This is a genomic window from Paenarthrobacter sp. AB444, from assembly GCF_028736865.1.
Lineage (GTDB): Bacteria > Actinomycetota > Actinomycetes > Actinomycetales > Micrococcaceae > Arthrobacter > Arthrobacter nicotinovorans_B.
The window spans coordinates 515790-540806 of sequence record NZ_JAQZBY010000001.1; the positions used below are offsets into that span (position 1 = coordinate 515790).

Sequence of the window (25017 nt, forward strand, 5' to 3'; positions counted from 1 at the left end):
CAATTGCAGCTCGAATCTGTTGCGTGGACCACTCGGGGCGTATCCTGATTGCTGTAGACCCGTCTACAGGAATCAATTTCGAACTTTGAGCGTGGTTTGCATGTCGACATCCATCTTGATGAACCGAACACGCACTCAGATTCTTCGCTTCTTGATCAGAAGTGGACCGACCACCCCTACCGTCTTGGCCTCAGAGCTCCGGACATCCACGGCCACAATTCGGCGTCATCTCCTCATACTCGAGTCAGCCGGCCTCGTTCAAGATTTCGACGGCGACCGCTTCTCCGCCCGAGCCTCGCTCGTTGAGAGCCAACTCATCGATCTTGCCGCCCAATACTCACTACAAATGCCTCCTACGACTGCACCGCCGCTTGCGCTGGACTAGGGTCCAGCGAAGCTAGGCCGTGCAGCCAGTCCTCGACCGACTGCTCCCATCGACATGGATCAGCATTCCATTCCAAAGAGTGGCCTACTGATTCAAACTCCACCAAACTGACGAGGTCCGGCCGGAGGGCGGCCGCCTGCTTGGACGCTTCGACTGGCGTGGTGTCGTCCTTCTTTCCATGCAGGACGAGTATCGGTTGCTTCAATTCCGCCGCACGCGCTAGCCAATCCATGGCATCGAGATTGATCGGTTCGGCAAGGCCAGTCACCCACCGAAGGGCCTTGGTTTGTAGGACGGTGAAGCCCAGTCGAACGAGTGGCCGGGGAAACCCTGCCGCCTTCGCATTCGTTCGCAGGGTCGTTCGCCAGTCGAAGACGGGCGCGTCGAGAACCAATCCAGTAATTCGAGAAGCATGCGATGACAAGGCCGCCGTTTGAAGGGCTAAAGCTGCGCCCAATGACCATCCGAAGATCACAATGCGTCCGGCACCTGCGGCGACGGCATAGTTGATAGCTTCCTCGACGTCGCGCCACTCGGATTCGCCGAGCCGGTACCTCCCATCGCACGACGGCGGGCCGTCGCCATCGTTTCGAAACGAGACAACCAGCGACGTCAGTCCCAGACGCCGAGCGACAGGTATGCCACGCAGCGTTCCTGCCCTCCTGCCGCCCATCCCGTGGATGTGGATCGCCCAGGTTCCATGGGCACTGGCAGCCTCCGGCGGGTCGAACCTCCAGGCCGGGGCAATGCCGCCTTCGACTGCAATTGCAACGTCTCGGTAGGGCAGGCCAAGTTGATGCGGCTCTGAGTACACATATCCACTCCAGATACCAGGGGTGGCACGTTCAAGTTGCCCTGAGTCCACACGCTCCACCACGCGCGTGACTGATCCTCTGCCGGGAATGGATTCAACTACTGGCCCCAGGCACGCATGGCCAGTCCCCTGACCAAACCAATAGCTGTACTGCCCTGGAGCCATGGTGCTTGTCGTAGCGGGAAGTTCGATCAAGAGTTGGCCGTCATCACTGGAGTGAACGGATCGAACGCACAGATCCTCTCGCCGGCTGAATCTCGGCACAACAACCTGGCGCGCAAAGTAAGCCGCACCACCGAAGCAGGCAAGCACAGCAAGCGACGCCGTTATCAGTCCTGCACCAACAGCATTTCGTCTAGAGACCAGCAGCACCGTTCATTCCTTTCGGGTTCCACGGTCGTCAATGACCTTGCGGAGCTTCTCCAAAGTTTCCGGAGAGATCCCATGCAATTGCCTGGCGGCGAAGTTTCGCACTCGGGATTCGCGCAGACTCCGGAGTAGCTCCAATTGGGCCTCCACGAGCCTTGGTATTTCGCCCGCATCATCGAGTAGGTAGTCGCGGTCCATGCCGAAGAACTCTGCCAGATTTCGCAGCAACGCGGTATCGGTGGCCATCGAACCATCTCCGCTGCGCATATAGGCCCAACGGGATCGTGATAGTGGGGTCCCTCGCTGACTCATGTGTTTGCTGATCTCTGGGTAGGTCAATGACTCCGCGCCACCCGCCTCATAGAGGTCAAGGAGCAGGTTGAGTTTGCGGGCTAACCTGGCCTGCGGCGTCTCCGAGATGCTAGTCCCTTCGTCATCCGTCATGGCCCTTGCTTCCCCTTAACCCTCCGCACCGAAGTTCGATGCTCAATTGGTCCAGCCAGATAATTCTCAGCAGCACTTAGGACTCTGAGCTCGCGTATGTCCAAGGAAGTGGCCAATCCTGGCTCCACGAGAAGAGCATCCTGCACCTCAACAAGCATCCTATGAAGCCGTCGTGCCTGGTCCTGCTGACTCTGGGATTCGATGCTTAGTTGCAACCGAACGTCTTGCCGCTTGCCGGCGGTCTTGTCCCAGACAACCCGAAGGCCACGAACCAGTTCGTCCTCAGTCACGGACTCCCGATGGCGAAGGACACGGCGAGCTACGGGCGGGATTGCCAAACCCACACAGAGAAAGGCCATGGCTGCAACCACTGAGGCATCGTAGGCGGGCGATATGGCACGCATAGCGTCCAGACGGCCTTGCAGGTGCATTATGTCCATGATCAGTACCAAGGATGCGAGCAGAACTGCTATCGCACAGCCAATTCCGATAAGTGTGAATGCCACGCGGTAGTAAGGCCGAGACATGTCAGAGCGGAACCGGAAACACGTGACACCAGTGACACTGACCACGTAACCGATGTAGACGAACTGAATGGCTGAGTACAGAGCAGCCGGGACCTGCCCGCCGTAATCCAGCATGAAGCTGGTTGAGCTGCTTTGGGTGGCAATGAGGCTGAAAGTGAATGCAAGTCCCACTGTCACGACACCCAGGAGGACAGCACCAAACGTGTCGCGCCTTTCTCCCGCCTCATCTGGGGTTGCCGCTCGAATAATCGCCCTTGAGAGAAAGTAGATGCCGACAACCATCGAGACGTTGGCCAGGAGGTCGACGTAGTTCCGCCCACCGAGCGCTGCGTCAACGCTCGAATAAACCTGATCGATGTTGAGCGTCATAGCTACAGAAATGGTGACGGCGGCAGTCAAGACGCTGTGGTCTCGTCGTCGACGAACTCCGGGCAGCAGGCATAGCACCAGCAACCAGATCAGAACCGCGGCGGTAACCTGGATCATCCAAACACACTCTCGAATGACCTCGGTTCCCTCGCACTGTTCCTTATAGCTGCGGCGAAAAGATCGGCCAGAGATTCAGCAGCAGCCTCCAACTCATCACTGAAGCTACTACGAGCCAGCACGCGCCGGACCAGACCTGCGGGAAGGTTCGGGAACAGAACACCTACATAGTCCAGCGGAACGACGAGTTCGTCGTGTCGCAGGACCATGTGTCCTAGTTCGTGAAGCACGAACTGCTGTCGGTGCAACCCGGACGGGCTGACTGCATGCAGTATCACTTCGACTTCATCCGTAGACAGCCATAGGCCGCACACCGATCCGCCGTTCAGAAACCCTGCGGCTTCGACTTCGATGGAGCGATGTCGGACGCCCTCGACCACCTCGATCAGACGGTCCAAGCTGAGGTGAGTGGGCAGCCGTAAAGATTTGAAGGCATTCGCTGCTCGTTCCGCAGGCGACTGCCCTGAGGGGTGTGGGTTCACTTGCATCGGCAACTCCGGTCGTACTCATTACCGGGTCGCTAGTGGTCGACATCTCGCCGCCGGCTAGCAACGAACTCTCAAATCTATTGAACTCCTGGGCTCTGGACATGTCCAGACCTTCAAAGAATGCGCTAGCCAGGAAATAGTTCCTCGGACATCCGCCGTTCAATACGACCTCAGCTCCTTGCGCCCACTCATAACGACTGATATCCGGCACCGAACTGATCGAGAGCTGCTGTGAAATCGTTCAGGCGACTTTTTGGTGTGGCTATGGCTAGTTGGCCGCCTTCAGATGGTTGTGCCGCGCCACCAGCGCCCTCTATTGGGATCGAACAATGGACCCAGGCCGAAGCCCTGTAGAAGGCGATGGGTAACGCCTCCCGGCGCCTGGAACTGGGCGAACTCCGCCTCAGCGAAGGCTGGAGTTTTGGCTGGCAGAGTTCTGCTGACGGTGCATGGCACATCCACACGGCTGGCAAAAGGAACGCCGTACGGAGGCTTACGAAGGTGCACAAGAGCGCCACTCACGCTGTACGTGATTGCCCTGTCCAAGGCTCGCGGTCGAAGTCCAGTCGGAGCACGTGTAATTCCCGTCAGAACTGATGGTCCAAAGCTCTTAACTCGACTGACCCGGCGCAGGTGCGCTGCCTAAGCCCCCCCGGAAGGGTTGGCTGTCTAGGTTTCCGGCGGACTACCGTGGCGTCCCGGGTGCGTGCTGTTCCGCGGGCGTAGGTGCCAGAAGAGCCGAGGACCAGAGACTCAACATCAGCACAGTCACCGGCCCACGAGGCGCCCCGCTCTGGATGGACGATTACGTATATCGTGTCCATGTGAACGGTGACATGTCAGGACAGTTTTGGGTCGGGGGCGGCCCACGCGTCGCCGGAGTCCTGAAAATAGATGGAAGCACGTACTCCTTAGAGTTGGAAGAGTTTTGTTTTCGGCCCCGTAGCCTCGACATACAGCCGGGTTATTACTCCATTAGTGGGGACCCTGGGGCAATAGCGGAGGACTTCGCGCCGCGCACCGTCATGGGCGAGTTGGACGAGGGCACAAGCGTGACGCTTCTTGGTGCGCAGATGGACACGACCCATCCTCTCTTCGGACCGCTCACGCAACGATTCACCGGCTCCGTCGTTGTGCTCGGCACTCATATTGATGACCAAGAACATGCGATTTCTGGTATCCGATGGACTTGGAGCATGCCCTCCGGCCTGGCCGGATGGCTCGAGGACGGTCCGGTAAACGTCACAGATGGCCCGTTGAGCGGGACACTTCGTGCTTGGGCCTGCGCAGAAATGCCAGGCCTGGAGCTAGAGTTGTCTGATCCCGTCGAACTACGAGTCGCCCGTCATGGGGCCATGGCTGCGGTTACCCAGTTGCTGGTGCTCTGGACAGGATGCGACGTCGACGTGTCCAGAGTAGAGATCCAACTCGAAGGCGGCCTTTGGTATGAATGCTCCGCACCAGAGAACGAAGCGGGTAGGTTCTCCAGGACTAAACTCCTGCCAATGACCGACCTCACCCTCACAGCCCTGGCCAAATGGACGATCTTGGCCTTTACGCTGGACCCCTTGCCCTACATTGCTTCCGCCCCGGCCGGCGTCCTCCAGATCGATGCCCAGGCAGTCGCAAGTGCTCTTGAAGGACTTCACCGGCGGCTTCTCGGGGATAGCCGGCCCTTCGCCCCTATCAGCAAGGGCGCAGTGAAGCGTGCCACGCAGGCGGCGAGGGAAGCCGGTGTTCGTGTTCTGCTCGAGAACGGATTTGTCGACGCTGATCTCGCCGGAAAACTATTCAGTGCAGCCCTGAACCACATTGACCAGCCAAGCTATCAACAACGCCTTACCGAGATAGCAGTTCCAGTCGTCGAGATCGCGCCGGGACTCATCGGCCCGGAGCTAAGCGCATGGGTTAAATCCATGAAGGACATCCGGAATGATCAGAGCCATCAACTGCTCGACCGGTTCTACGAAGAAGAAATAACGCAATACCACATTGCAAGCATCTCTGGGCGCTGGGTCCTCCGACTACGGATACTGACCGAATTCGTCGACCCCAGCCAACTCAGCGCCGCCCTGCGGGAATCGCAGTCCTTTGCCTTCGCATTGGCAAATATGGACGTCGAACATTACTGGGTGGGTTACTCGTGTCTGCAAACCTTCAAGGGCCAGTCCTGACGCCAAGAAGGCGACATTCAACAGTCGAGACGGCAGGTGGCCCCTGCGCCGTCGGTCATATCGGAGTTTGTCTGGAACAGAGGCGACCTCTTCGCTAGCTAGATCTGGCCGACCTCTTTGCCGCCGTCCGCGGCGGCAAGACCAGACCATCGTTGCAACATCAGAGTAGATCTCCGGTGGAGGTCCCTGACCAGTTCCTTCTTCGACAACCCTGCGAGTTTACTTGCGATGTACTTGTCGTAGTCCGATCCCTTCGTGTGGGCGGCCACCCTTGAACGGAGCTCCTGTATTTCTCTAAGCAAGGAAAGGTCCTCGGTAGCTTGTTCGTAGCCGACCTTCTCGAAGAAGCGTTGAAGCTTGCCGAGGCTTCTTTCGTTCTCGGGTCCCTTGCCGACAACTTTGCCGATCCCTTTGTCGTTCAGGAAGTCAACAAGAAGTTTCGCCAGGATCAGCAGCTGGTCTTCGAACTCGGTCTGGGTTTCGTTGAGAGGAACGTGCAACCTATCCAGTATCCCCTTGTCGATCTTGTGAGGTTTCCGATGCAGCTGCCATCCATGGACCTGGAGCCAGCGGGACTGAAGGTCTCTGTAGGCACGCTTTAGTTGATGGTCAGGCTGCTCCGCGGCTGCCCACTGCCCCAAGAATGACCTGCGGACATAGCTGCCGCTCATTTCCCCGGAAGGCGCCACATTGAATGCTCGCCAGTACTGGCGCTCGGATTCCGGAAGGTCTCCGCCCAGATCACCCAGGAAAACGGCCACGTGATCGCCGTGATCGTTGTCCAGCCTTAAGTGCCAGCGGCCTTTACAGGATATGGAACCTTCCGTCACGGCATACAACTCCGGGTTGTTGTAGTACTTCTGCAGAACTTCGCTGCGGAAGAAGACGGGAGTGAGGTAGTTGGGCGCGTCAGGGTTCTTCCCAAAGTAGTCGCCCAGTTTGTCGATCTCACAAGTGAACTTAATGGTACGACCGACTTCGTCTTCCCCTATGACGAACTCCTCGTAGGTCTCGTCCCGGGACTCGTATTGCCACAAGTTGCAGTGTTCAATCGGGGCCGGACTAAGGTACTTTTTGGCCCGGAATACGGCCGCCGGGTAATCGAGGCTGTGGCCTACATGGTTGAGCCCTGCGGAATCGGCATTCTTCCACTTGAAATTGAACTGCTCGAAGTCATGATCAAGGCTTAGGTCGGGGAAATGACTGATCGTTTCGGTGTAGAGCCACAAGTCGAGTTGTTTGAGGGCCCGGAAGCGAGTGAGAAAGGAAGTCCTGATACGAACATGTCGTCCCGACACCTCGACAACAATAGTCTCACTGCCATCCTTTTCAACACTGATGAAGTTTCCTGAAGCCCTGTCTTCGAACAAGTCAAAGACCAGCCGAAACTCCTGGTTCAGGATTACCTCGGCCTCACGGGTGCCTGCTTTGTCAGTGACGATGACCAGGGGTTCCCAGCCGTCGTCGTTGCCGAATCGTACGTATGATGTTTGACGCGTCTCACTGAACGTTGTGATGGTTCCGGGTCGACCCCAGCCAATTAGGACATCCCAGCCCTCTTCGTCCAGGAACTCGGTCCTTAACGCCGGGGGTGCTAGTACAGAGTAGGCGACTATCGAAACGGGCATAGTGCCCATTCCCTCACCGTCGTAGACCACGGTCCATGGTTCCGTACCGACACGCATGAAATCGGCCATCTGAGTATCACCACGCAGTGTCCGCAACTCAGAGTCGCTGAAGACAATCCCCAAGCCCAAACCCCCTTCTCAAACTTTCACTTTGCGCGAATCGGCACCGCTGCCTGGACAGATTTCGCCCGGGCATGACGACTGAATTTCGCAGGACGTTCCGAGAGAAGATACCACCCCGGAGACCCGCCCAATGCGACTCAGATCCCCTAAGGCCGCGTCCGCACCGTGGACTTCATGCCCACCGGTGGTCTCGAGCGCCTCCGCAGCCTCCAGCTCAATGATCAACTGCCAAAGCTCACAATTTAGGTCGGCCAGGAGTTCGGCGCTAGAACTCCATGCTCCGCACATCATAATGCGCTGGAACTGTCGATTGGCATTGTGGGCCTCGGCCGTAAACACAGCCCTCACAACTATCTCGGAACAGGCCATCGATTAGCGTATAGCACTCCGGCAGGAAGGCCTCGAGGGCACTCTTACCCATGTCCTCGCCAGCACGGTCCACGTGTCGCGCCAGGACATCGCCGTGAAATCGATGCTGATCCTCTCCGAAGGCTTCGTGGTGAAAGGCCATGGCTGCATCAATCCGGCTCACTTCAGGATGTGGCAGAACAATTATCATTCCCGGAATTTGCGGGGAACGGACGCCCCTCGTATCAGGGATCTTCGCTGGGCGCCCACGCTGACTTACGGCGGTCTTTGTAAATTCGGCCAGGCTGAACCGATCCCGTCGGGGCACATGTAAATTCCACGAGCAGGGCACGGTGATCGCTTCCGGCTTGCCGCGGCTCTCCCTGGATCATCGGCGATCAGGAGCCGACATCGGCAATCTCAGCAGGTGTCGACCCTAGGAGCGCGAGTCCAGCGGGCTCCAAAATGCCCTCGATCCCCCATGGCTCTGCCACAATTGCGTCGTTCGGCCTCATCCGGGAGGGGCTGAAGATCACAAATGGCTCCCCATTGGCGGGCCGCAAAGTGACCCGCCGGCCAGCCCCTAGTCCATTCTTGACAGCCTGAAGGTGCTGCTGGGCACCATCGGCGATCAGACGTGGATGATATATCCGCATGTCCTCGAGAATGATCTTCTCCCCAAGGAGTGTGACACACCAGTCCGACTCGGTGTAGATCATGTGACTACCACGTTCACTAAGCAGCGCCTTCGTCCCATTGTCCAAGCCGCCATCGAGCGTTACCTCGAGCTTTTTCCTGTTGGGTACGGCGACGCTTCGACCTTCCAGCATCCGACGAACCACACGAATCCAAACCCTCTCATGCCCGCGGGGCAACAATTTCGGAAACTCGAACTCAATGTTCAGTTGGCTCTCCAGGTAAGCGAGGTCATCGATAAGCTCATGCACTCCTGAACTGGGAGCAGAATTTGATGTGAATTCCGGGCAACTCAAGGATCTGGCGTGCCCGTTCACATTCATTTCCACGGTTTCCGCAGAGGCGAGCGAATTCAAGAAGGAGAATGCCCTTTTCACGTCGTGGGCAGAGTAACCCTCAGGTTCACACCGCATAGTTACGAGGGCCGGCTGCATCAGGTCCTCCGGGAAGCGCCAAACTTGGCGGAGCCCACCGGGGAAATGACACTCCAAGGCGGCTCCCGTGGCTCCAGTTACCGAGGTTACAGCCCTCCCCCGTAGTGTAGCCAAGGCCCGTCCAGCCTTATTCTTGCTGACCAATTTGAGATCATCGTCAATCACCGACGACTTTCCGGGACGGATATGGAATTCGCCGGCGCCGTGTTCTTGGGCAAACCACTCGGGGCCCACCATGGAGAAAGCCTCCACCACGGTGCTTGGCAGCGTTAAGGGCTCAATTGGCCCATACGCCAGCGTGTCCTCGTACTTGGCCCGCAACTCGCTGTCGTCCGGACCGAATACCGTGGACAACACTATTGATAGTGGCTCCCGTTCGCAGGCATCCGGTTTTTTTGCATACAGCGTTTCAACGTACACACCCGATTGAAAGGCAACGCCTCGACCCCAGTAGGCACTGGTGCCATCGGCGCGGCTGGCCAGTTTGGAGGTTTCGGCCGCCAAATCCCCCGGCCTCCTCAATGCAGCCGACTCACGCTGAATAAGTGCGAGAGCGCTCATCGCTACATCCCGAGTCGCCCAGTCATGGACTTCCGGATAGTCCGCAAGCAGCAAGTTCAACTCGGTGGCTCCGATGAAACGGACCGATACTGGCCGACCGCGCCGCATTGCAGAAACGAACTGCCTTTCCGGAACCGTGAGGTTGGCTGGCACCACCAAGGTCCACCGGGGAGGGTTCAGCGCCATCGCAGATTCAAAGGAGCGTCGTATCTGATCACGACGTTTCCGGAAATTACTCGAGAAACCCTCACGGAACCACTTCAGCTGAATAATCTCGAGCAGGTCGCCACTTTCGGCTTCACGAACATCGATGTCGATCCCGCCATCGCCACCACGCCCATCAATAGCCTGGCCAACGAACCCCTCCCTGGTCCGATCGCGGACAATCAACGCCTCAGCCAACGAGTTGAAGTCGACCTCCGGGATCGTCCTCCAGTCAATTGACGACTTTGAACTCATGACTACCCCTCTTTCACCTATAACCGAACGTCAGACACCCTGTTCCCGAGGAAGCCAGCATCTATTTAGATCCGGAAAAACCAGGCCAGCGTATGTTCCTTGTTTTCGACTGCGGTAGTTCCTGGATCCATGGAGGGTGCAGTGTCTCGTTTCGGACCAAACCAAAAAGAACGGTGTCCGATCGCTGACGGAACAAGCAAGCGGATCGCGTCAGTAGATTTGCTTTTTCCAGACCCGTTCTCTCCTACTAGAACAGTAACGTGCTCTCTAAAGTCGATTTCCGTGTCAAGGCACGACATAAAGTTGCAGATTCTGAGATCACCCAGCTGCATTACGCTCGCCAATAACTACCGTCCGCAGACTGAAAATTTGAAACCAAGTCGATCAACATTAGCCCGGCCTCTGGTCCAGAACCTCACGACGAGCCGTCCTGATGGGACAGAGAGACTCCATCAGTGCCTAAGCAGCCTCAAATCCCCGGCAGACGCCCACGTTGTCAGTGGAAGATCCTCCACTCCGTCATGTTCTGGTTCCCCTTTTTCACCATGAACACCCGATGAATCGGCCGGGAGTGAGCGATTATGGATATGGAGTTCTTTGAACCAGCTGAGGCAGCAGCCCTAATGCGCTGCAGCGAAGGATGGCTGCGTGACGGTGCAGCTGCCGGACGGTTCCCGCACGCATGCTGGGGCAAGGGCAAGATCGTCTTCACGTCTGAGCACATTGCCGAGATAGCCAGGCTCAGCGAGATCCTGCCAACGTCACACCCGTCTCCGGCGGCGCAGAGCGCCAATCCAACCAGCACCAGGCTCATCGGCACGCGTGCCCGCAATCGACTCGTCTCCTGACGGCCCAGAACCGCTTCAGCGCATAAACGCCGCGACCTGACGCTCGGTCGCATCCGCCCCGACCTGCAGCGCCTCGGGCATGAGGTGACCGTAGACCTGCTCGGTCGTCTTGATGGAGGCATGCCCAAGCCGCCGCGAGATCGTGAAGATCGGCACGCCATCCTGAATCAGCCAGGAGGCATGCGTATGTCGTAGGTCGTGGATACGTGGATCTTTGCGCAGTCCACGGAGCTGAGCAGCCTTCACCGCCGGAACCCAGAAGTGATGCCAATAAAGCTTGTGCACGATCCGCTCCCCCTTGGGCGTTGAGAACAACAAATCGCCGCTCGGACGCCCAGCCACCAAAGGGATCAGGAGCTCGACGAGAGCCGGATTCAGCCCAATTGTCCTCTTCCCTGCACCAGTCTTGGTCGGCCCAATGTAGAACTGATTCTGCCCATCCCGCTTCCATGCCTTGTTGATGCGGGCCGTCGCCGGCTTCCCCAGCAAATCAATATCCGCCACGGTCAAGGCCGTTGCTTCCCCGAAACGCGTACCCGTCATCACCAGGAAGTTAGTGAGGTCCCGGTACCGCTCCCCCATGCCCTCCATGATCAGCCCGAATTCGGCATGCGTAAGGAACATCATCTCGTCCTCCGCTTTCTCGACACTCGGCAGCTGCACCCCACGGCACGGATTACGAGTGATGTAGCCGAGCATCTCTGCCGTGTTCATCGACGCGGAGATGAGGCCATGCACATTCTTGATCGTCTTGGGCGACCGACCCTTGGCCATCATGGACTTCACCCAGTACGCAATCATCCGGTAGTCCAGCTTGTCGACAGCCACGTGACCGATGACCTTCTGCACATGAAGATCGAGCATGGTCTGGTACGTCTTCACGGTGCCGCTGGAGGGCCGCACCAGCATGTCGATGTGTTCCTGGATGACCTCGGCAACGGTCGGTACCCGCTTCGCATTTTCCACAATGGCGTGCTGCGCGATTTCGAAGTTCTGGCCGTTGGCATCCAACAACCGCTTCAGAGTTTCAGCCTCGGCCTGAGTGGCAACAGTGATGCCCTGATGCTTCTGGATTTTGGGGTCTCTCCAGCGCACCGTGAAGGACTGTGAACCGTCCTTCTTTGTGCGTGTCATGATGCTGGCCATGCATAAAACGCTACGCCGCTGTGCACAGATTTAGGGGTTTTGTGCACAGTCAGGGGCTAAAAAGCCCCTGACCTGCGACAACATCGTGCCCGAGGTGGGACTCGAACCCACACACCTTTCGATACCGCATTTTGAGTGCGGCGCGTCTGCCAATTCCGCCACTCGGGCGCGGATTACCGGGACGTTAATTCTCGCTGACTGCTCTCATTTCTGTGAGCAACGCGATCCGTTCCCAGCACGCGAAACTACTCTACATGCAGATAGGCTGATTCAAAGAACCGGACGCGCTGGTGCAACAAAAACATGCTCAACGACCGTCCCCACTAAGATGGACTTGAACCCGCCGAACCTTTCCAAGGAGATCCCGTGACCGAACAGACGGAGTCCGCACCCACAAGCCAGCCGGCCCGACGCGTTGTCGTAGCCGAGGATGAGACCCTCATCCGCTTGGACATTATCGAGATCCTGAAGGGCGAAGGGTACGACGTCGTAGGCGAGGCGGACAACGGCGAAAAGGCCGTGGAGCTGGCCGAAGAACTTAAGCCTGACCTCGTTCTTATGGACGTCAAGATGCCCGTGATGGATGGCATCTCGGCTGCTGAGAAGATCGTCAAGGCCCGTATCGCCCCCGTAGTCCTCCTGACCGCGTTCAGCCAGAAGGAACTCGTGGAGCGGGCACGCGACGCCGGTGCCATGGCGTACGTCGTCAAGCCGTTCACCCCCGCCGACCTCATCCCCGCCATCGAGATTGCCCTCTCCCGCCACGAGGAGATCAAGGCACTCGAGAACGAGGTTTCCGACCTCCAGGAGCAGTTCGCCACGCGCAAGCTTGTAGAGCGCGCCAAGAGCCTCCTGACCACCAAGATGGGCCTCACGGAGCCCGAAGCCTTCCGCTGGATCCAGAAGACCTCCATGGACCGTCGCCTCAGCATGCGTGAGGTTGCCGAGACCATCATCAACCAGGTCAACTAGCATCCCTCGAAAAGAAGGGCGGCTTCCTTGCGAAGCCGCCCTTCTCCCCTTAAGCGAAGCCAGCGCTGGGCATTCAATCCCTACCCACGCCGACAGATAATAAGTATGCTGATCTTATTCGGGAGGGTGAATCCAGAACCAAGGGACTTTGGAATCACGCCTGAGAGGCGGGAGTATGCCAACGACGTCGGTACTTGAAAGAATGAACAAAAGCGCAGGCCAGCTGGGAGCGGGAACTTATGCCTGCGTCCTTGGCGCAGCTACCTTGGCCGCAGCTGGCCTCGTCGGTCTTTTGAGCCACCTGCCTTGGCTGTTTCCCAGCCTGGGGCCGACGGTGATGCTCTTCTTCGAGTCGCCGCAGCAAAAGGCGGCATCGCCCGGAAACACCCTGGCAGGCCATGGGGTGGGACTGCTTGCGGGTGCTGGCTGCCTTTATGCTCTGGGCCTCCAGGACATCCCACCAGCCCCAACCGGTGGACTCACTCCGGGGCACGTAGTAGCCGGCATAGCGTCGGTAGGCCTGACTTCCCTCATCCTGGCGCTGATCAAGAAGCCCCACCCGCCAGCCGGGGCGACAACACTCATTGTCAGCCTCGGCATCCTCAAGACGCCTGCGCAATTGCTCACCATGGCGGGTGCGATTCTCCTGGTTACAGCACTGGGCTGGACCCTGAATCTCATCCTCGGAACCCGGCCTTCGTCTTCCTGATACATCTGCAGTATCTAAACGACAACAGGCCCCGCCAAACGGCGGGGCCTGTTGCGCAAAACCAGGGACTACGCCTTGGTCTTGGACTTCTTTTCGGGCCACGGGCCAACGGGTTCCTTGCGGGAACCGTCATCGACCTTGGAGGTGTCGGCGAGGTCGCCTACCTTGTGAACCTTCAGAGAGTTCGTGGAACCGGCCTGTCCTGGAGGGGAACCGGCGGCGATGACCACGAGGTCACCTTCGTCCACGAGCTTCATGTCGAGCAGGCTGCGGTCCACCTGGGCGGTCATCTCGTCGGTGTGGCCGACCGAGGGCACCAGTACCGGCTGGATGCCCCAGGTGAGGGCCAGCTGGTTCCACACGTGCTCAACCGGCGTGAACGCGAAGACCGGCTTGACCGGGCGCAGACGCGACAGGCGTCGTGCCGAGTCACCGGACTGTGTGAAAGTACAGATGTACTTGGCGTCCAGCTGGTCTGCGATTTCGACGGCGGCACGGGTGATGGCGCCACCACGGGTCTTGGGCTTGGTACCCAGCGGGGGGACGCGCTCAAGTCCGTGGACCTCGGTGGATTCGATGATCCGCGCCATGGTCTTGACGGTTTCGATCGGGTACTGGCCCACGGAGGTCTCACCCGAGAGCATGACTGCATCGGCGCCGTCGAGAACTGCGTTGGCGCAGTCGGAGGCTTCGGCGCGTGTCGGCCGCGGGTTGTCGATCATGGATTCGAGGACCTGGGTTGCCACGATGACCGGCTTGGCCCAGCGGCGGGCCAGCTCGATGGCGCGCTTCTGGACAATCGGCACCTCTTCGAGCGGCAGTTCGACGCCGAGGTCGCCACGGGCAACCATGATGGCGTCGAATGCGTCAATGATTTCGTGGAGCTGGTCCACGGCCTGCGGCTTTTCGATCTTGGCGATCACGGGGACCCGACGGCCTTCTTCGTCCATGATCTCGTGGACACGGGTGATGTCCGCAGCGTCACGAACAAAGGACAAGGCCACGAGGTCGGCGCCACGCTTGAGCGCCCAGCGCAGATCGTCCTCGTCCTTTTCGCTCAACGCCGGGACGTTGACGGCAACGCCGGGCAGGTTGATGCCCTTGTTGTTGGAGACCTTGCCGCCAACCGTCACAGTGGCAACAACCTTGACGTCGTCAACTTCAACGGCGCGCAGCGCCACCTTGCCGTCGTCGATCAGCAGCGCGTCGCCGACGTTGACATCTTCGGTGAGGCTCTTGAGCGTGGTGGAGCAGATGTCCTTGGTGCCCGGGACGTCCTCGGTGGTGATGGTGAAGGTGTCGCCAACGGCCAACTCGTGCGGACCGTCAACAAAGCGGCCAAGGCGGATCTTGGGGCCCTGGAGGTCGGCCATGATGGCCACGGGCTTGCCCAGCTGCGCCGCAGCCTTGCGGACATTCTCGTAGGTGTTGTCGTGCACGGAGTAGTCGCCGTGGCTCATGTTCATGCGAGCAACGTCGACGCCGGCCTCCAGCACCGCGAGGGTGTTGTCGAAGCTGGAGATAGCCGGGCCGAAAGTTGCCACAATTTTCGCGCGTCTCATATACCTACCCTAAGTAGTTCATGCTGATTGAGTAAAAGATCAGTTCCTGCCGGCGCTATAAGACCGCTATCGCCCGGTCGGTGGGGGCGACCGGTGCCGGGAGAATGGTGCTTCCCATCAGGAACTTGTCCACTGCGGCCGCACATGCACGGCCTTCCGCAATGGCCCACACAATCAGAGACTGGCCACGTCCGGCATCGCCGGCGACAAACACTCCCTCAGTGTTTGTCATGTAGTAGCCGTCGCGGGCCACGTTGCCCCGACCGTCGAATTCCGCACTGACCTGTTCCGTGATCCCAGCCGGCTCAGCGCCCGTAAAGCCGAGGCTCAAGAAGACCAGGTCAGCCGGAATAATCCGCTCCGTGCCTGCCTTGGGCAGGCGCTTGCCATCTACGAACTCTGTTTCAGCAACCTTGACGCCCGTCAGCTTGCCGTTCTCCCCCACGAACTCGACAGTGGAGGCAAGGTACGTGCGTTCGCCGCCTTCTTCGTGGGCACTGGCCATCTCGAACAAGGTGGGGAAGGTCGGCCACGGCTGGTGTGCGGCACGTTCCGACGGCGGCTGCTTGCCGATCGCGAGGGTCGTCACCGACGCTGCCTGGTGGCGGTGGGCGGTTCCGATGCAGTCAGCACCGGTATCGCCACCACCGAGGATGACAACGTGCTTGCCGCGGGCATCGATGTGGTTCTCCGGGGTCTCCCCCGCGACTACGCGGTTCGCCGGGACCAGGTAGTCCATGGCGAAGTGAACGCCATCAAGATCGCGGCCAGGGATCGGCAGGTCGCGCGGGACCGTAGCCCCGGTGGCGACAACAACGGCGTCGTAGCGACGGCGAAGCTGCTCCCAGGTGACATCGGTTCCCACAGCGACGCCGGTCCGGAAGCGGGTGCCTTCGGCCTTCATCTGCTCGAGGCGGCGGTCAACCTGTTCCTTCTCCATTTTGAAGTCAGGAATGCCGTACCGGAGCAGGCCGCCGATCTTGTCATCGCGCTCGTACACCGCAACGGTGTGCCCAACGCGGGTCAACTGCTGCGCGACGGCCAAGCCGGCCGGACCGGAGCCAACCACGGCAACCGTCTTGCCCGTAAGGCGCGTCGGCGGAAGCGGGTGGACCCAGTCGTTGTCGAACGCCTGGTCAATGATGGAGACCTCAACCTGCTTGATGGTCACGGCGGGCTGGTTGATGCCCAATACACACGACGCTTCACAAGGGGCCGGGCACAAGCGGCCCGTGAACTCAGGGAAGTTGTTCGTGGCGTGAAGTCGCTCAATGGCTTCTTCACCCTTGTCCCGCCATACGAGGTCATTCCACTCAGGAATGAGGTTGCCCAAAGGACAGCCCTGGTGACAGAACGGAACGCCACAGTCCATGCAGCGGCCGGCCTGGCTCTTCAGGACACCCTTTTCCTGTGCTTCGTAGACCTCTTTCCAGTCCATGATGCGGACGGGAACGGGACGGCGTGGCTGCGTCTCGCGCTGCCGGACTTTCAGAAATCCGCGTGGATCAGCCACCGGTTACCTCCAGGATTCGAGACCATACTTCTTCGCCATCGGGGTCAAGGCCCTCTTCGATGGCGTCGAGACGGGTTTGCAGGACTGCGGCGTAGTCGCGCGGCAGTACCTTGGTGATGCGGGCTGCGGTGTCGTCGAAGTTCTCGAGCAAACGGCCCGCCAGGACGGATTCGGTTTCCTCAACATGCTTGGTGAGGAGGCCGTGGACAATGTCGCGGTCCTCGGCGTCGAGCTCCAGGAGCTGGAGTTCGCCGGAGTCGAGGGCGAGCTTGTTGACGCGCTCAGGCTGCAGGTCCAGAACATAGGCGGTGCCGCCGGACATGCCGGCGCCGAAGTTACGGCCCGTACGGCCGATGATCAGCGTCTGGCCACCGGTCATGTACTCACAACCGTGGTCGCCAATGCCCTCGACGACGGCGGTCGCACCGGAGTTGCGGACCAGGAAGCGTTCGCCAACCTGACCACGCAGGAACATCTCGCCGCTGGTGGCACCGTAACCGATGACGTTGCCGGCAATGACGTTGCGTTCTGCCTGGAACACATTGGTGCGGTCCGGGCGGACGATGATGCGCCCACCGGACAGGCCCTTGCCCACGTAGTCGTTGGAGTCACCGAACATGCGCAGCGTGATGCCTGCAGGCAGGAACGCGCCCAAGGACTGGCCGGCGGTGCCGTTCAGGGTCACATCGATCGTGTCCGTTGCCAGTACGTCAGTGCCGAAGGTCTTGGTCACCACGTGGCCCAGCATCGTGCCCACGGAACGGTCCGTGTTGATGACGTCCAGGGTGATCTTGACGGGCATGCGGTCGCTGAGCGCTTCCTGTGCCATGGTGATCAGCCGCTGGTCGAAGTGCTTGTCCAGCTCGTGGTTCTGGCCGGTCATGTTGCGCAGCGGCACGTCGTCGTCGAATTCCAGCCCGTGCAGGATGGGATCGAGATCCAGGCCTTCGGCCTTCCAGTGGTTGATGGCGTCCCGGGTGTCCAACACCTCGGCGTGGCCGATAGCCTCTTCGATGCTGCGGAATCCAAGCTCTGCGAGGATTTCGCGGACTTCCTCTGCGAGGAACTCGAAGAAGTTGACCACGAATTCGGGCTTGCCGGAGAACCGGGCACGAAGCTCGGGGTTCTGCGTAGCCACACCAACCGGGCAGGTGTCCAGGTGGCAGACGCGCATCATGATGCAGCCTTCGACCACCAGAGGCGCGGTTGCGAAGCCAAACTCTTCGCCACCGAGCAGGGCGGCAATGACCACGTCACGGCCGGTCTTGAGCTGTCCGTCGACCTGGACCACAACGCGGTCGCGCAGGCCGTTGAGCATGAGGGTCTGCTGGGTTTCGGCGAGGCCGAGCTCCCACGGCACACCCGCGTGCTTGAGCGAGTTCAGCGGCGAGGCGCCGGTTCCGCCGTCGTGACCTGACACAAGCACGACGTCGGCCTTCGCCTTCGTCACGCCGGAGGCCACCGTGCCGATCCCGACTTCCGAAACCAGCTTCACGTGCACCCGGGCCGAAGGGTTGGCGCGCTTGGCATCGTAGATGAGCTGCGCGAGGTCTTCGATCGAGTAGATGTCGTGGTGCGGAGGCGGGGAAATCAGACCGACGCCGGGGGTCGAGTGACGGGTCCGGGCCACCCAAGGGTAGACCTTCTGCGCCATCAACTGGCCACCTTCACCGGGCTTGGCGCCCTGTGCCATCTTGATCTGGATGTCGTCGGCATTGGTGAGGTAGAGGCTCGTGACACCAAAACGGCCGGAAGCGATCTGCTTGATGGCAGAGCGGCGCTCGGGATCCAGGAGGCGGTCGACGTCCTCGCCGCCTTCGCCGGTGTTGGACTTGGCGCCCAAACGGTTCATGGCGATGGCGAGGGTTTCGTGCGCTTCCTTGGAGATGGAGCCGTAGCTCATGGCTCCGGTGGAGAAACGCTTCACGATGCTGGATACGGGTTCGACCTCTTCCAGCGGAACAGCCGGGCGGACGCCGTCCTTGAACTTGAGGAGCCCACGCAGGGTCATCAGGTTCTCGGACTGGTCATCAACGCCCTTGGTGTAGGCCTTGAAGATGTCGTAACGGCGTTCGCGGGTCGCGTGCTGCAAACGGAACACCGTCTCCGGGTTGAAGAGGTGTGGTTCGCCGTCGCGGCGCCACTGGTACTCACCGCCGCCGAGCAGCGGCTGGTGCGGGTGCTCGATGCCACCCTCGGGGTACGCCATCTGGTGACGGGCAGAGACTTCCGCGGCGATGACGTCGAGGCCGACGCCACCAAGCTGGGAGTGCGTGCCGGAGAAGAATTCATCCACGAGTTCCTGGGACAGGCCCAGAGCCTCGAATGTCTGGGCACCCGTGTAGGAAGCCACCGTGGAGATGCCCATCTTGGACATGATCTTCAGGACACCCTTGCCCAGGCCCTTGATGAGGTTGTAGACGCCGTCTTCAGCAGTCACTCCCGTGACATCGCCGTTGGAGATCAGCTGTTCCACCGATTCCATGGCCAGGTACGGGTTGACCGCCGAAGCGCCGTAGCCGATGAGCACGGCAACATGGTGCGTCTCACGGACGTCGCCGGCTTCGACCACCAACGCAGTCTTGGTGCGGTTGGCACTGCGAAGAAGGTGGTGGTGAACAGCGCTGACCAGCAGGAGCGAAGGAATCGGTGCCCACTGGGCATTGGAGTCACGGTCCGACAGCACGACGTACTGCACGCCACGGTTGATCGCACCGGAAACCTGCTCGCAGATCTCCGTCAAGCGGGCGCGCAGCGCCGCTTCTCCGCCCTCGGGGCGGTAAAGGCCGCGGACCTTCATGGCGATGCGGTCGCCGTCGGGGCTTTCAATGTTCGCGATCTTGGCGAGCTGGTCGTTGTTGATCACAGGGAACGGCAACGAGATCTGCGGCTGGCGGACCTGCTTGCCATCCAACAGGTTGCCGTTGGGGCCAATGGCGCACTTCAGGGAGGTGACCAGCTCTTCACGGATGGCATCCAGCGGCGGGTTGGTGACCTGGGCGAAAGATTGCACAAAGTAGTCGAACAGCAACCGCGGGCGCTTGGAGAGCACGGCGACCGGAGTGTCCGAACCCATGGCACCCAGCGGCTCGGCACCGGTACGGGCCATCGGTCCAAGCAGGATCTTCAACTCTTCAGTGGTGTAGCCGAAGGTCCGCTGGCGGATGTTCACCGAAGCTGCCGTGTGGAGCACGTGCTCACGCTCGGGAAGCTCGTTGATGTCGATCAGGTTGTCCTTGAGCCACTCGGCCCACGGGTTGGCTGCCGCGACCTCGGCCTTGACCTCGGCGTCGTCAATGATGCGTCCGGCTTCGGTGTCCACCAGGAACATCTTGCCCGGGGCAACGCGGCCCTTCTTGACCACGTTGGAGGGCTCAACCTCGATCACGCCTACCTCGGAGGCAAAGATGATCAGGCCGTCTTCAGTGATCCAGTAGCGTCCGGGGCGCAGGCCGTTGCGGTCCAACGTGGCGCCGACAAGGCTGCCGTCGGTGAAGGACACAGCTGCGGGACCGTCCCAGGGCTCCATGAGGAGGGAGTGGTACTCGTAGAAGGCACGGCGGGCCGGATCCATGGTGGCGTGGTTCTCCCATGCCTCCGGGATCATCATCATGATGGAGTGCGTGATGGGGCGTCCAGAGAGCCACAGGAGCTCGGCAACCTCGTCGAAGGAAGCCGAGTCAGAGGCACCCGGGGTGCAGATGGGGTACAGCTCTTCCGGAGTGTCACCCAGAAGGGGGCTTGCCAGCTGCGACTGGCGTGCACGCATCCAGTTGCGGTTGCCCTTGACCGTGTTGATTTCGCCGTTGTGCGCGATGGTGCGGAACGGCTGGGCCAGCGGCCAGGAAGGGAACGTGTTGGTGGAGAAGCGCGAGTGGACAATGGCGAGCTTGGTCTTGAAGCGCTTGTCCGAAAGGTCCGGGTAGAACGGCTCCAGCTGGGCCGTGGTCAGCATGCCCTTGTACACGATGGTGCGGGAGGACAGCGACGGGAAGTAGACGCCGAACTTGTTCTGCGCGCGCTTGCGGATCCGCCAGGCACGGGAGTCAAGTTCATTGTGCTCAAGCTGCTCGCCGTTGGCAGCAGCGAAGAACGGCTGCGAGAAGTAGGGCATACACGCACGCGCCATGGCACCTACGAGGTCCGCTACGACGGGAACCTCGCGCCAGCCAAGGACCGTAAGCCCCTCATCAGCAGCCAGTGCCTCGATGCCGGCCTTGGCCGTGGCAGCTTCCCGGGCTTCAGCCGGCAGGAATGCGGTACCCACAACGTACTGGCCGGGTGCGGGCAGTTCGAATTCGGTGACGGCCCGGAAAAACTCGTCGGGGACCTGCATGAGCAGACCCGCGCCGTCGCCGGTTCCTTCGTCGGCGCCTACGGCGCCGCGGTGTTCGAGATTGCGGAGGGCGGTCAGTGCCGCCTCCACGATGTCGTATCCCGGTTCCCCGCGGAGCGTGGCAATAATGGCCAGGCCGCAGGCGTCCTTCTCCTTATCAGGGTTGTAAAGACCCTGGGCCTCCGGGAGCGCGGCGAAGCGCTTGAACGGAGACATGGCACCCTGCGGCTCGATATTTTCGGACCAACCGGGGTTATGAAGATGGGTCATGGGAGACGTCCTTCCTCGAGATCGTGCGTATGGAAGGGACAACGTTGGCCCCACCTTGCCTGCCCTGTGACGGGCACAACAAAGCGCTAGTTATTGGAATTGTAGGCCAGTCGATCCAGCGCAACTAACAGTTACGCAGACCTCTGGCCCCGGCTTGACCAGTGAACATCGGTATGCTGCGATCCGGTTTCCGGGGTGCCACGACGCTGTGGACTGGGCCCTACGAGCGGTGACTCTGTTGCCCCTTTACCTACGGCGACTACTTGGTGTCGTCTGCCCTAGGCGAGGATCCGGGTGCTTTCCGTGCGGCGGTGGCATCAGCTGAGGCGTCCGTGGCAGACGTGGTGTCTTGAACGGTCTTCTCTGATGCGTCCCGCGGCCCGTCAACGTTGTCCGGATCACTGTGGTTATCAGGGAGATTATCACGTGAACCACTATCTGAGACAGATGCGTCCACATCATGACTGGTGACGCTCGTCACCGCTGCGGGCTCTCCGGAAGGGTCCTTTTCCGGCTCCCGCCCCGCCAAATAAGGGGTATCCGGCACCGGCCGAGCACGTCGGCCCAGTACCAGGAAGATGACCAGAGCCGCTACGAAGACGAAGATGCTGGTCCACACGTTGAGACGGGTGGTGATTCCAAAGAGGGTGATCTGCTCGGCGTCGTCAATACGCAATGCCTCGATCCAGACACGGCCCAGCGTGTAGTACATGGCGTACAGCCAGAACAGCCGGCCCCGACGGAACCTGAACTTCTTGTCCAGCAGCAACAGGATGGCTACGCCTGCAAGGTTCCACAGCATTTCGTAGAGGAACGTCGGGTGGAACAGGGTGTCCGCCGCCATGCCCGGTGGAAAGTTTGCGTTGGACGGGTCGATCTCGAGGCCCCACGGCAAGGTTGTGGGTGCGCCGAAGAGTTCCTGGTTGAACCAGTTCCCCAGCCGTCCGATGGCCTGGGCCAGGAGCAGGCCGGGAGCGGCCGCGTCCAGGAAGGCGGTCAACTTAACACCGGCCCGGCGGCAGCCGATCCAGGCGCCCACTACGCCAAGGACCACGGCGCCCCAGATGCCCAGTCCACCGCGCTGGATCTGGGGGATCAACGAGAGGTCGCCCGTGCCATCAAAGCCGGGCCCAAAGTACGCATCGGGCGAAGAAAAGACGTGGTACAGGCGGCCGCCAATGATGCCGAACGGGATGGCCCAGATGGCGATATCCCACAGGCTGCCCTCAGGCGCTCCGCGCTGCTTCCACCGCGCCGAGGTCAGCCACAAGCCGACGATGATTCCCGCCAGGATGCAGAGGGCGTAGGCGTGGATGCGCAAAGTCCCCCACGGCAACGGAATGTCGAATCCGGACCAGGAAGGGCTCGGAATACTCAGGGGGACCATTGCCGCTGCGTGGAGGACGGTCTGCATGCGCTTCGCTGTTTCCTTTTCCTAGGCTTCTGCAGCGGCGCGGCCCAGGCCGGCGCTGAGGTTCTTGGTGAGTTGCCCGACGGCGTCCACGCCGCCGTCGCGGAGGGCCGCCACCAGGGCGGTGCCCACGATGACTCCATCGGCGTAGGCAGCGATCTCACGGACGTGGTCCGGGTTGGAGACACCCAAGCCCACACATACCCGATCAGCCCCGGCCGCGTGGGCGCGTGCCACCACTTCCTCGGCGGCGCTGCTGACCGAAGTCCGAGTGCCGGTAACACCCATGATGGACACGGCATAGACGAACCCGCGGCTTGCCTTCACGGTCATATCGAGCCGCTCGGGGGTGGACGAGGGAGCCACGAGGAACACGCGGTCCAGTCCGTACTTGTCGGAAGCTTCGAACCATTCAGCGGCTTCGTCAGGAACGAGGTCAGGGGTGATGAGTCCCGCTCCCCCGGCTTCTGCCAGACGACGGGAGAACTCGTCCACGCCCATACGCATGACGGGGTTCCAGTACGTCATCACCAGCACGGCAGCATCCGTAGCTGCCGTGATGCCCGCTACCACGTCAAAGACATCTGCAACGCGGAACCCGTTGGAAATGGCTTCAGTTGTGGCTGCCTGGATGACCGGACCGTCCATGACGGGGTCGGAGTACGGGATGCCGATTTCAATGAGGTCGGCACCGTTGCGGGCCAAGGCGATGCCTGCTTCGATGCTTTCCTTGACCGTCGGGTACCCGGCAGGCAGGTAGCCCACCAGGGCGGCGCGGCCTTCGGCCCGGGCCTTGTCGATGGCGGCAGCGGACTTGCTGGCGGTTTGGGCGTTCATCAGTTCTGGTCCTCGTTTTCATCCGCAGCAGTCCCGGACACGCCGTCGGACGGCCCCTTGGGCTTACGGGTGGACAGGGTGGTGCCCTTGACGTGTCCCTCTTCGTCCAACATGTTGAACCAAGCCGCAGCGGTTTCCACGTCCTTGTCGCCACGACCGGACAGATTCACGATCACCGTGACGTCGGAAGGGTTTTCCTTGCCAACAGTAAGGCGGTGGCCAATCTTGATGGCCCCGGCCAGGGCGTGCGAGGACTCGATGGCGGGGATGATGCCTTCCGTCCGGCACAGGAGGCTGAACGCATCCATGGCTTCGGTGTCGGTGACGGCCTCGTAGCTCACGCGTCCTATGTCCGCGAGGTAGGAGTGTTCAGGACCCACGCTGGGGTAGTCCAGGCCTGCGGAAATCGAGTGGGACTCAATGGTCTGTCCGTCTTCGTCCTGCATGAGGTACGAACGCGCGCCATGGAGCACGCCGGGGCGGCCCAGGGAGATGGCTGCTGCGTGCCGGCCGGTTTCCACGCCTTCACCGCCGGCTTCAAAACCGTAGATCTTCACCGATGCGTCGTCCAGGAACGCGTGGAACAGGCCGATCGCGTTGGATCCGCCGCCGATGCAGGCGCAAATGGCATCCGGAAGCTTTCCGGTCTGCTCGAGGATCTGGCTCCGGGCTTCTTCGCCAATGACTTCGTGGAAGTAGCGGACCATGGCCGGGAACGGGTGGGCTCCGGCAGCAGTGCCCAGAAGGTAGTGGGTGTTCTCCACGTTCGAGACCCAGTCGCGGAGGGCGTCGTTGATGGCGTCCTTAAGTGTCTGGGAGCCGTTGGTGACCGGTACAACAGTGGCACCCAGCAACTGCATGCGGGCTACGTTCAAAGCCTGACGGCGACAATCCTCGGCTCCCATGTACACCACGCACTCGAGGCCCAGCAGGGCCGCTGCGGTGGCGCTGGCAACACCGTGCTGCCCGGCACCGGTTTCGGCGATGACGCGGGTCTTGCCCATCCGCTTGGCCAGCAGCGCTTGGCCGAGGACGTTGTTGATCTTGTGCGAGCCGGTGTGGTTGAGGTCTTCGCGCTTGAGGAAGATGCGCGCTCCCCCGGCGTGCGCGGAGAAGCGCTTGGCCTCCGTCAGCAATGACGGCCTGCCGGAGTAGTTCTTGTTGAGGTCCTTCAACTCTGCGATGAAATCAGGATCAGCCTTGGCTTTTTCGAAGGTGTCCCGCACTTCGTCCAACGCGGCGATGAGAGACTCGGGCATCCAGCGTCCGCCGTAGCTTCCGAAGTAGGGCCCCGATGCGTTGCGCAGCGAAGGGCCACCTTGCAGGAATGCGTCTGCGGCATTCTCTTCTGAGCCGGCTGTTGGCGCGTCGACCATCAGTCTCACCGTCCTGTTCCACTTAGTTCTTTGGGTAGTTCCACGTGCCACAAGGCAGCCACGGGCTTGAGCCCGGGCTGCCTTATGACTTCTCGCCGTGA

At 60.6% G+C, this 25017-nt stretch carries 20 protein-coding genes and 1 tRNA gene; 6 read left to right on the forward strand and 15 right to left on the reverse strand.

All coding sequences use genetic code 11. The features are described 5' to 3' along the window. Positions 1-118 precede the first annotated feature (118 nt). Complete coding sequence (locus PQ627_RS19995) at positions 119-385, forward strand: helix-turn-helix domain-containing protein (RefSeq protein ID WP_443192738.1); 267 nt, start codon at positions 119-121, stop codon at positions 383-385. On the opposite strand, the gene PQ627_RS02330 is transcribed toward PQ627_RS19995, so the two are convergent. From PQ627_RS02330 to PQ627_RS02345, 4 genes are read right to left on the reverse strand one after another with little or no spacing between them, the layout of a single operon-like run. Beyond that, positions 354-1571, reverse strand: a complete 1218-nt coding sequence (locus tag PQ627_RS02330) for an alpha/beta hydrolase family protein (RefSeq protein ID WP_274258201.1) — start codon at positions 1569-1571, stop codon at positions 354-356. The genes PQ627_RS19995 and PQ627_RS02330 overlap by 32 nt on opposite strands. A 3-nt stretch (positions 1572-1574) precedes the next feature. Further along, positions 1575-2012, reverse strand: a complete 438-nt coding sequence (locus tag PQ627_RS02335; protein ID WP_274258202.1) for a hypothetical protein — start codon at positions 2010-2012, stop codon at positions 1575-1577. Next, on the reverse strand, positions 2009-3025 hold the full coding sequence (locus PQ627_RS02340) for an MAB_1171c family putative transporter (protein ID WP_274258203.1): 1017 nt from the start codon (positions 3023-3025) through the stop codon (positions 2009-2011). The genes PQ627_RS02335 and PQ627_RS02340 overlap by 4 nt, the downstream gene beginning before the upstream one ends. Beyond that, entirely contained in the window at positions 3022-3234 is a 213-nt protein-coding gene (locus PQ627_RS02345; RefSeq protein ID WP_274258204.1) for a hypothetical protein, read from the reverse strand. The genes PQ627_RS02340 and PQ627_RS02345 overlap by 4 nt, the downstream gene beginning before the upstream one ends. Positions 3235-4310: 1076 nt before the next feature. On the opposite strand from PQ627_RS02345, the gene PQ627_RS02350 reads away from it, so the two are divergent. Beyond that, positions 4311-5687, forward strand: a complete 1377-nt coding sequence (locus tag PQ627_RS02350) for a HEPN domain-containing protein (protein ID WP_274258205.1) — start codon at positions 4311-4313, stop codon at positions 5685-5687. Between the two features lie 98 nt (positions 5688-5785). Here PQ627_RS02350 and PQ627_RS02355 read toward each other — a convergent pair whose 3' ends face one another. After that, positions 5786-7438: a hypothetical protein gene (locus PQ627_RS02355; RefSeq protein WP_274258206.1), complete on the reverse strand. Its 1653-nt coding sequence runs from the start codon at positions 7436-7438 to the stop codon at positions 5786-5788. Positions 7439-7880: 442 nt separating this feature from the next. Between PQ627_RS02355 and PQ627_RS02360 the strand changes: the two genes are divergently transcribed. Next, positions 7881-8120 carry a hypothetical protein gene (locus PQ627_RS02360; protein WP_274258207.1) on the forward strand — a complete coding sequence of 80 codons (240 nt, stop codon included), beginning with the start codon at positions 7881-7883 and terminating at the stop codon, positions 8118-8120. A 64-nt stretch (positions 8121-8184) separates the two neighbouring features. Here PQ627_RS02360 and PQ627_RS02365 read toward each other — a convergent pair whose 3' ends face one another. Further along, complete coding sequence (locus PQ627_RS02365) at positions 8185-9936, reverse strand: hypothetical protein (RefSeq protein ID WP_274258208.1); 1752 nt, start codon at positions 9934-9936, stop codon at positions 8185-8187. Between the two features lie 65 nt (positions 9937-10001). Beyond that, positions 10002-10268 carry an AAA family ATPase gene (locus PQ627_RS20000; RefSeq protein WP_443192736.1) on the reverse strand — a complete coding sequence of 89 codons (267 nt, stop codon included), beginning with the start codon at positions 10266-10268 and terminating at the stop codon, positions 10002-10004. Positions 10269-10517: 249 nt separating this feature from the next. Here PQ627_RS20000 and PQ627_RS02370 point away from each other — a divergent pair, with 249 nt between their 5' ends. Further along, entirely contained in the window at positions 10518-10784 is a 267-nt protein-coding gene (locus PQ627_RS02370; RefSeq protein ID WP_274258209.1) for a hypothetical protein, read from the forward strand. 15 nt (positions 10785-10799) lie between these two features. On the opposite strand, the gene PQ627_RS02375 is transcribed toward PQ627_RS02370, so the two are convergent. Next, a complete protein-coding gene (locus PQ627_RS02375) occupies positions 10800-11930 on the reverse strand; it encodes a tyrosine-type recombinase/integrase (RefSeq protein WP_274258210.1) in 1131 nt (376 codons plus the stop codon). An 86-nt stretch (positions 11931-12016) separates the two neighbouring features. Continuing rightward, a tRNA-Leu gene (locus PQ627_RS02380) sits at positions 12017-12098 on the reverse strand. Between the two features lie 198 nt (positions 12099-12296). Between PQ627_RS02380 and PQ627_RS02385 the strand changes: the two genes are divergently transcribed. Together PQ627_RS02385 and PQ627_RS02390 are read left to right on the forward strand one after the other, a co-directional pair. Next, on the forward strand, positions 12297-12902 hold the full coding sequence (locus PQ627_RS02385; RefSeq protein WP_144658605.1) for an ANTAR domain-containing response regulator: 606 nt from the start codon (positions 12297-12299) through the stop codon (positions 12900-12902). 202 nt (positions 12903-13104) lie between these two features. Beyond that, positions 13105-13611: an HPP family protein gene (locus PQ627_RS02390; RefSeq protein ID WP_260842261.1), complete on the forward strand. Its 507-nt coding sequence runs from the start codon at positions 13105-13107 to the stop codon at positions 13609-13611. Positions 13612-13679: 68 nt separating this feature from the next. On the opposite strand, the gene pyk is transcribed toward PQ627_RS02390, so the two are convergent. The 6 genes from pyk to trpB all read right to left on the reverse strand — a co-directional run bounded on the left by pyk (position 13680) and on the right by trpB (position 24916). Continuing rightward, positions 13680-15173, reverse strand: a complete 1494-nt coding sequence (pyk, locus tag PQ627_RS02395) for a pyruvate kinase (protein ID WP_144658603.1) — start codon at positions 15171-15173, stop codon at positions 13680-13682. 55 nt (positions 15174-15228) lie between these two features. Continuing rightward, positions 15229-16686 carry a glutamate synthase subunit beta gene (locus PQ627_RS02400; RefSeq protein WP_144658602.1) on the reverse strand — a complete coding sequence of 486 codons (1458 nt, stop codon included), beginning with the start codon at positions 16684-16686 and terminating at the stop codon, positions 15229-15231. After that, positions 16679-21292 carry a glutamate synthase large subunit gene (gene gltB, locus PQ627_RS02405; RefSeq protein WP_274258211.1) on the reverse strand — a complete coding sequence of 1538 codons (4614 nt, stop codon included), beginning with the start codon at positions 21290-21292 and terminating at the stop codon, positions 16679-16681. The genes PQ627_RS02400 and gltB overlap by 8 nt, the downstream gene beginning before the upstream one ends. Positions 21293-21551: 259 nt before the next feature. Continuing rightward, a complete protein-coding gene (gene lgt, locus PQ627_RS02410) occupies positions 21552-22706 on the reverse strand; it encodes a prolipoprotein diacylglyceryl transferase (protein ID WP_144658600.1) in 1155 nt (384 codons plus the stop codon). Between the two features lie 21 nt (positions 22707-22727). Then, the gene (trpA, locus tag PQ627_RS02415) at positions 22728-23540 is read right to left on the reverse strand and encodes a tryptophan synthase subunit alpha (RefSeq protein ID WP_274258212.1); all 813 of its coding nucleotides are present in this window, start codon (positions 23538-23540) and stop codon (positions 22728-22730) included. Further along, positions 23540-24916 carry a tryptophan synthase subunit beta gene (trpB, locus tag PQ627_RS02420; RefSeq protein ID WP_274258213.1) on the reverse strand — a complete coding sequence of 459 codons (1377 nt, stop codon included), beginning with the start codon at positions 24914-24916 and terminating at the stop codon, positions 23540-23542. Before trpB ends, trpA begins: the two co-directional genes overlap by 1 nt. Positions 24917-25017: the final 101 nt, after the last annotated feature.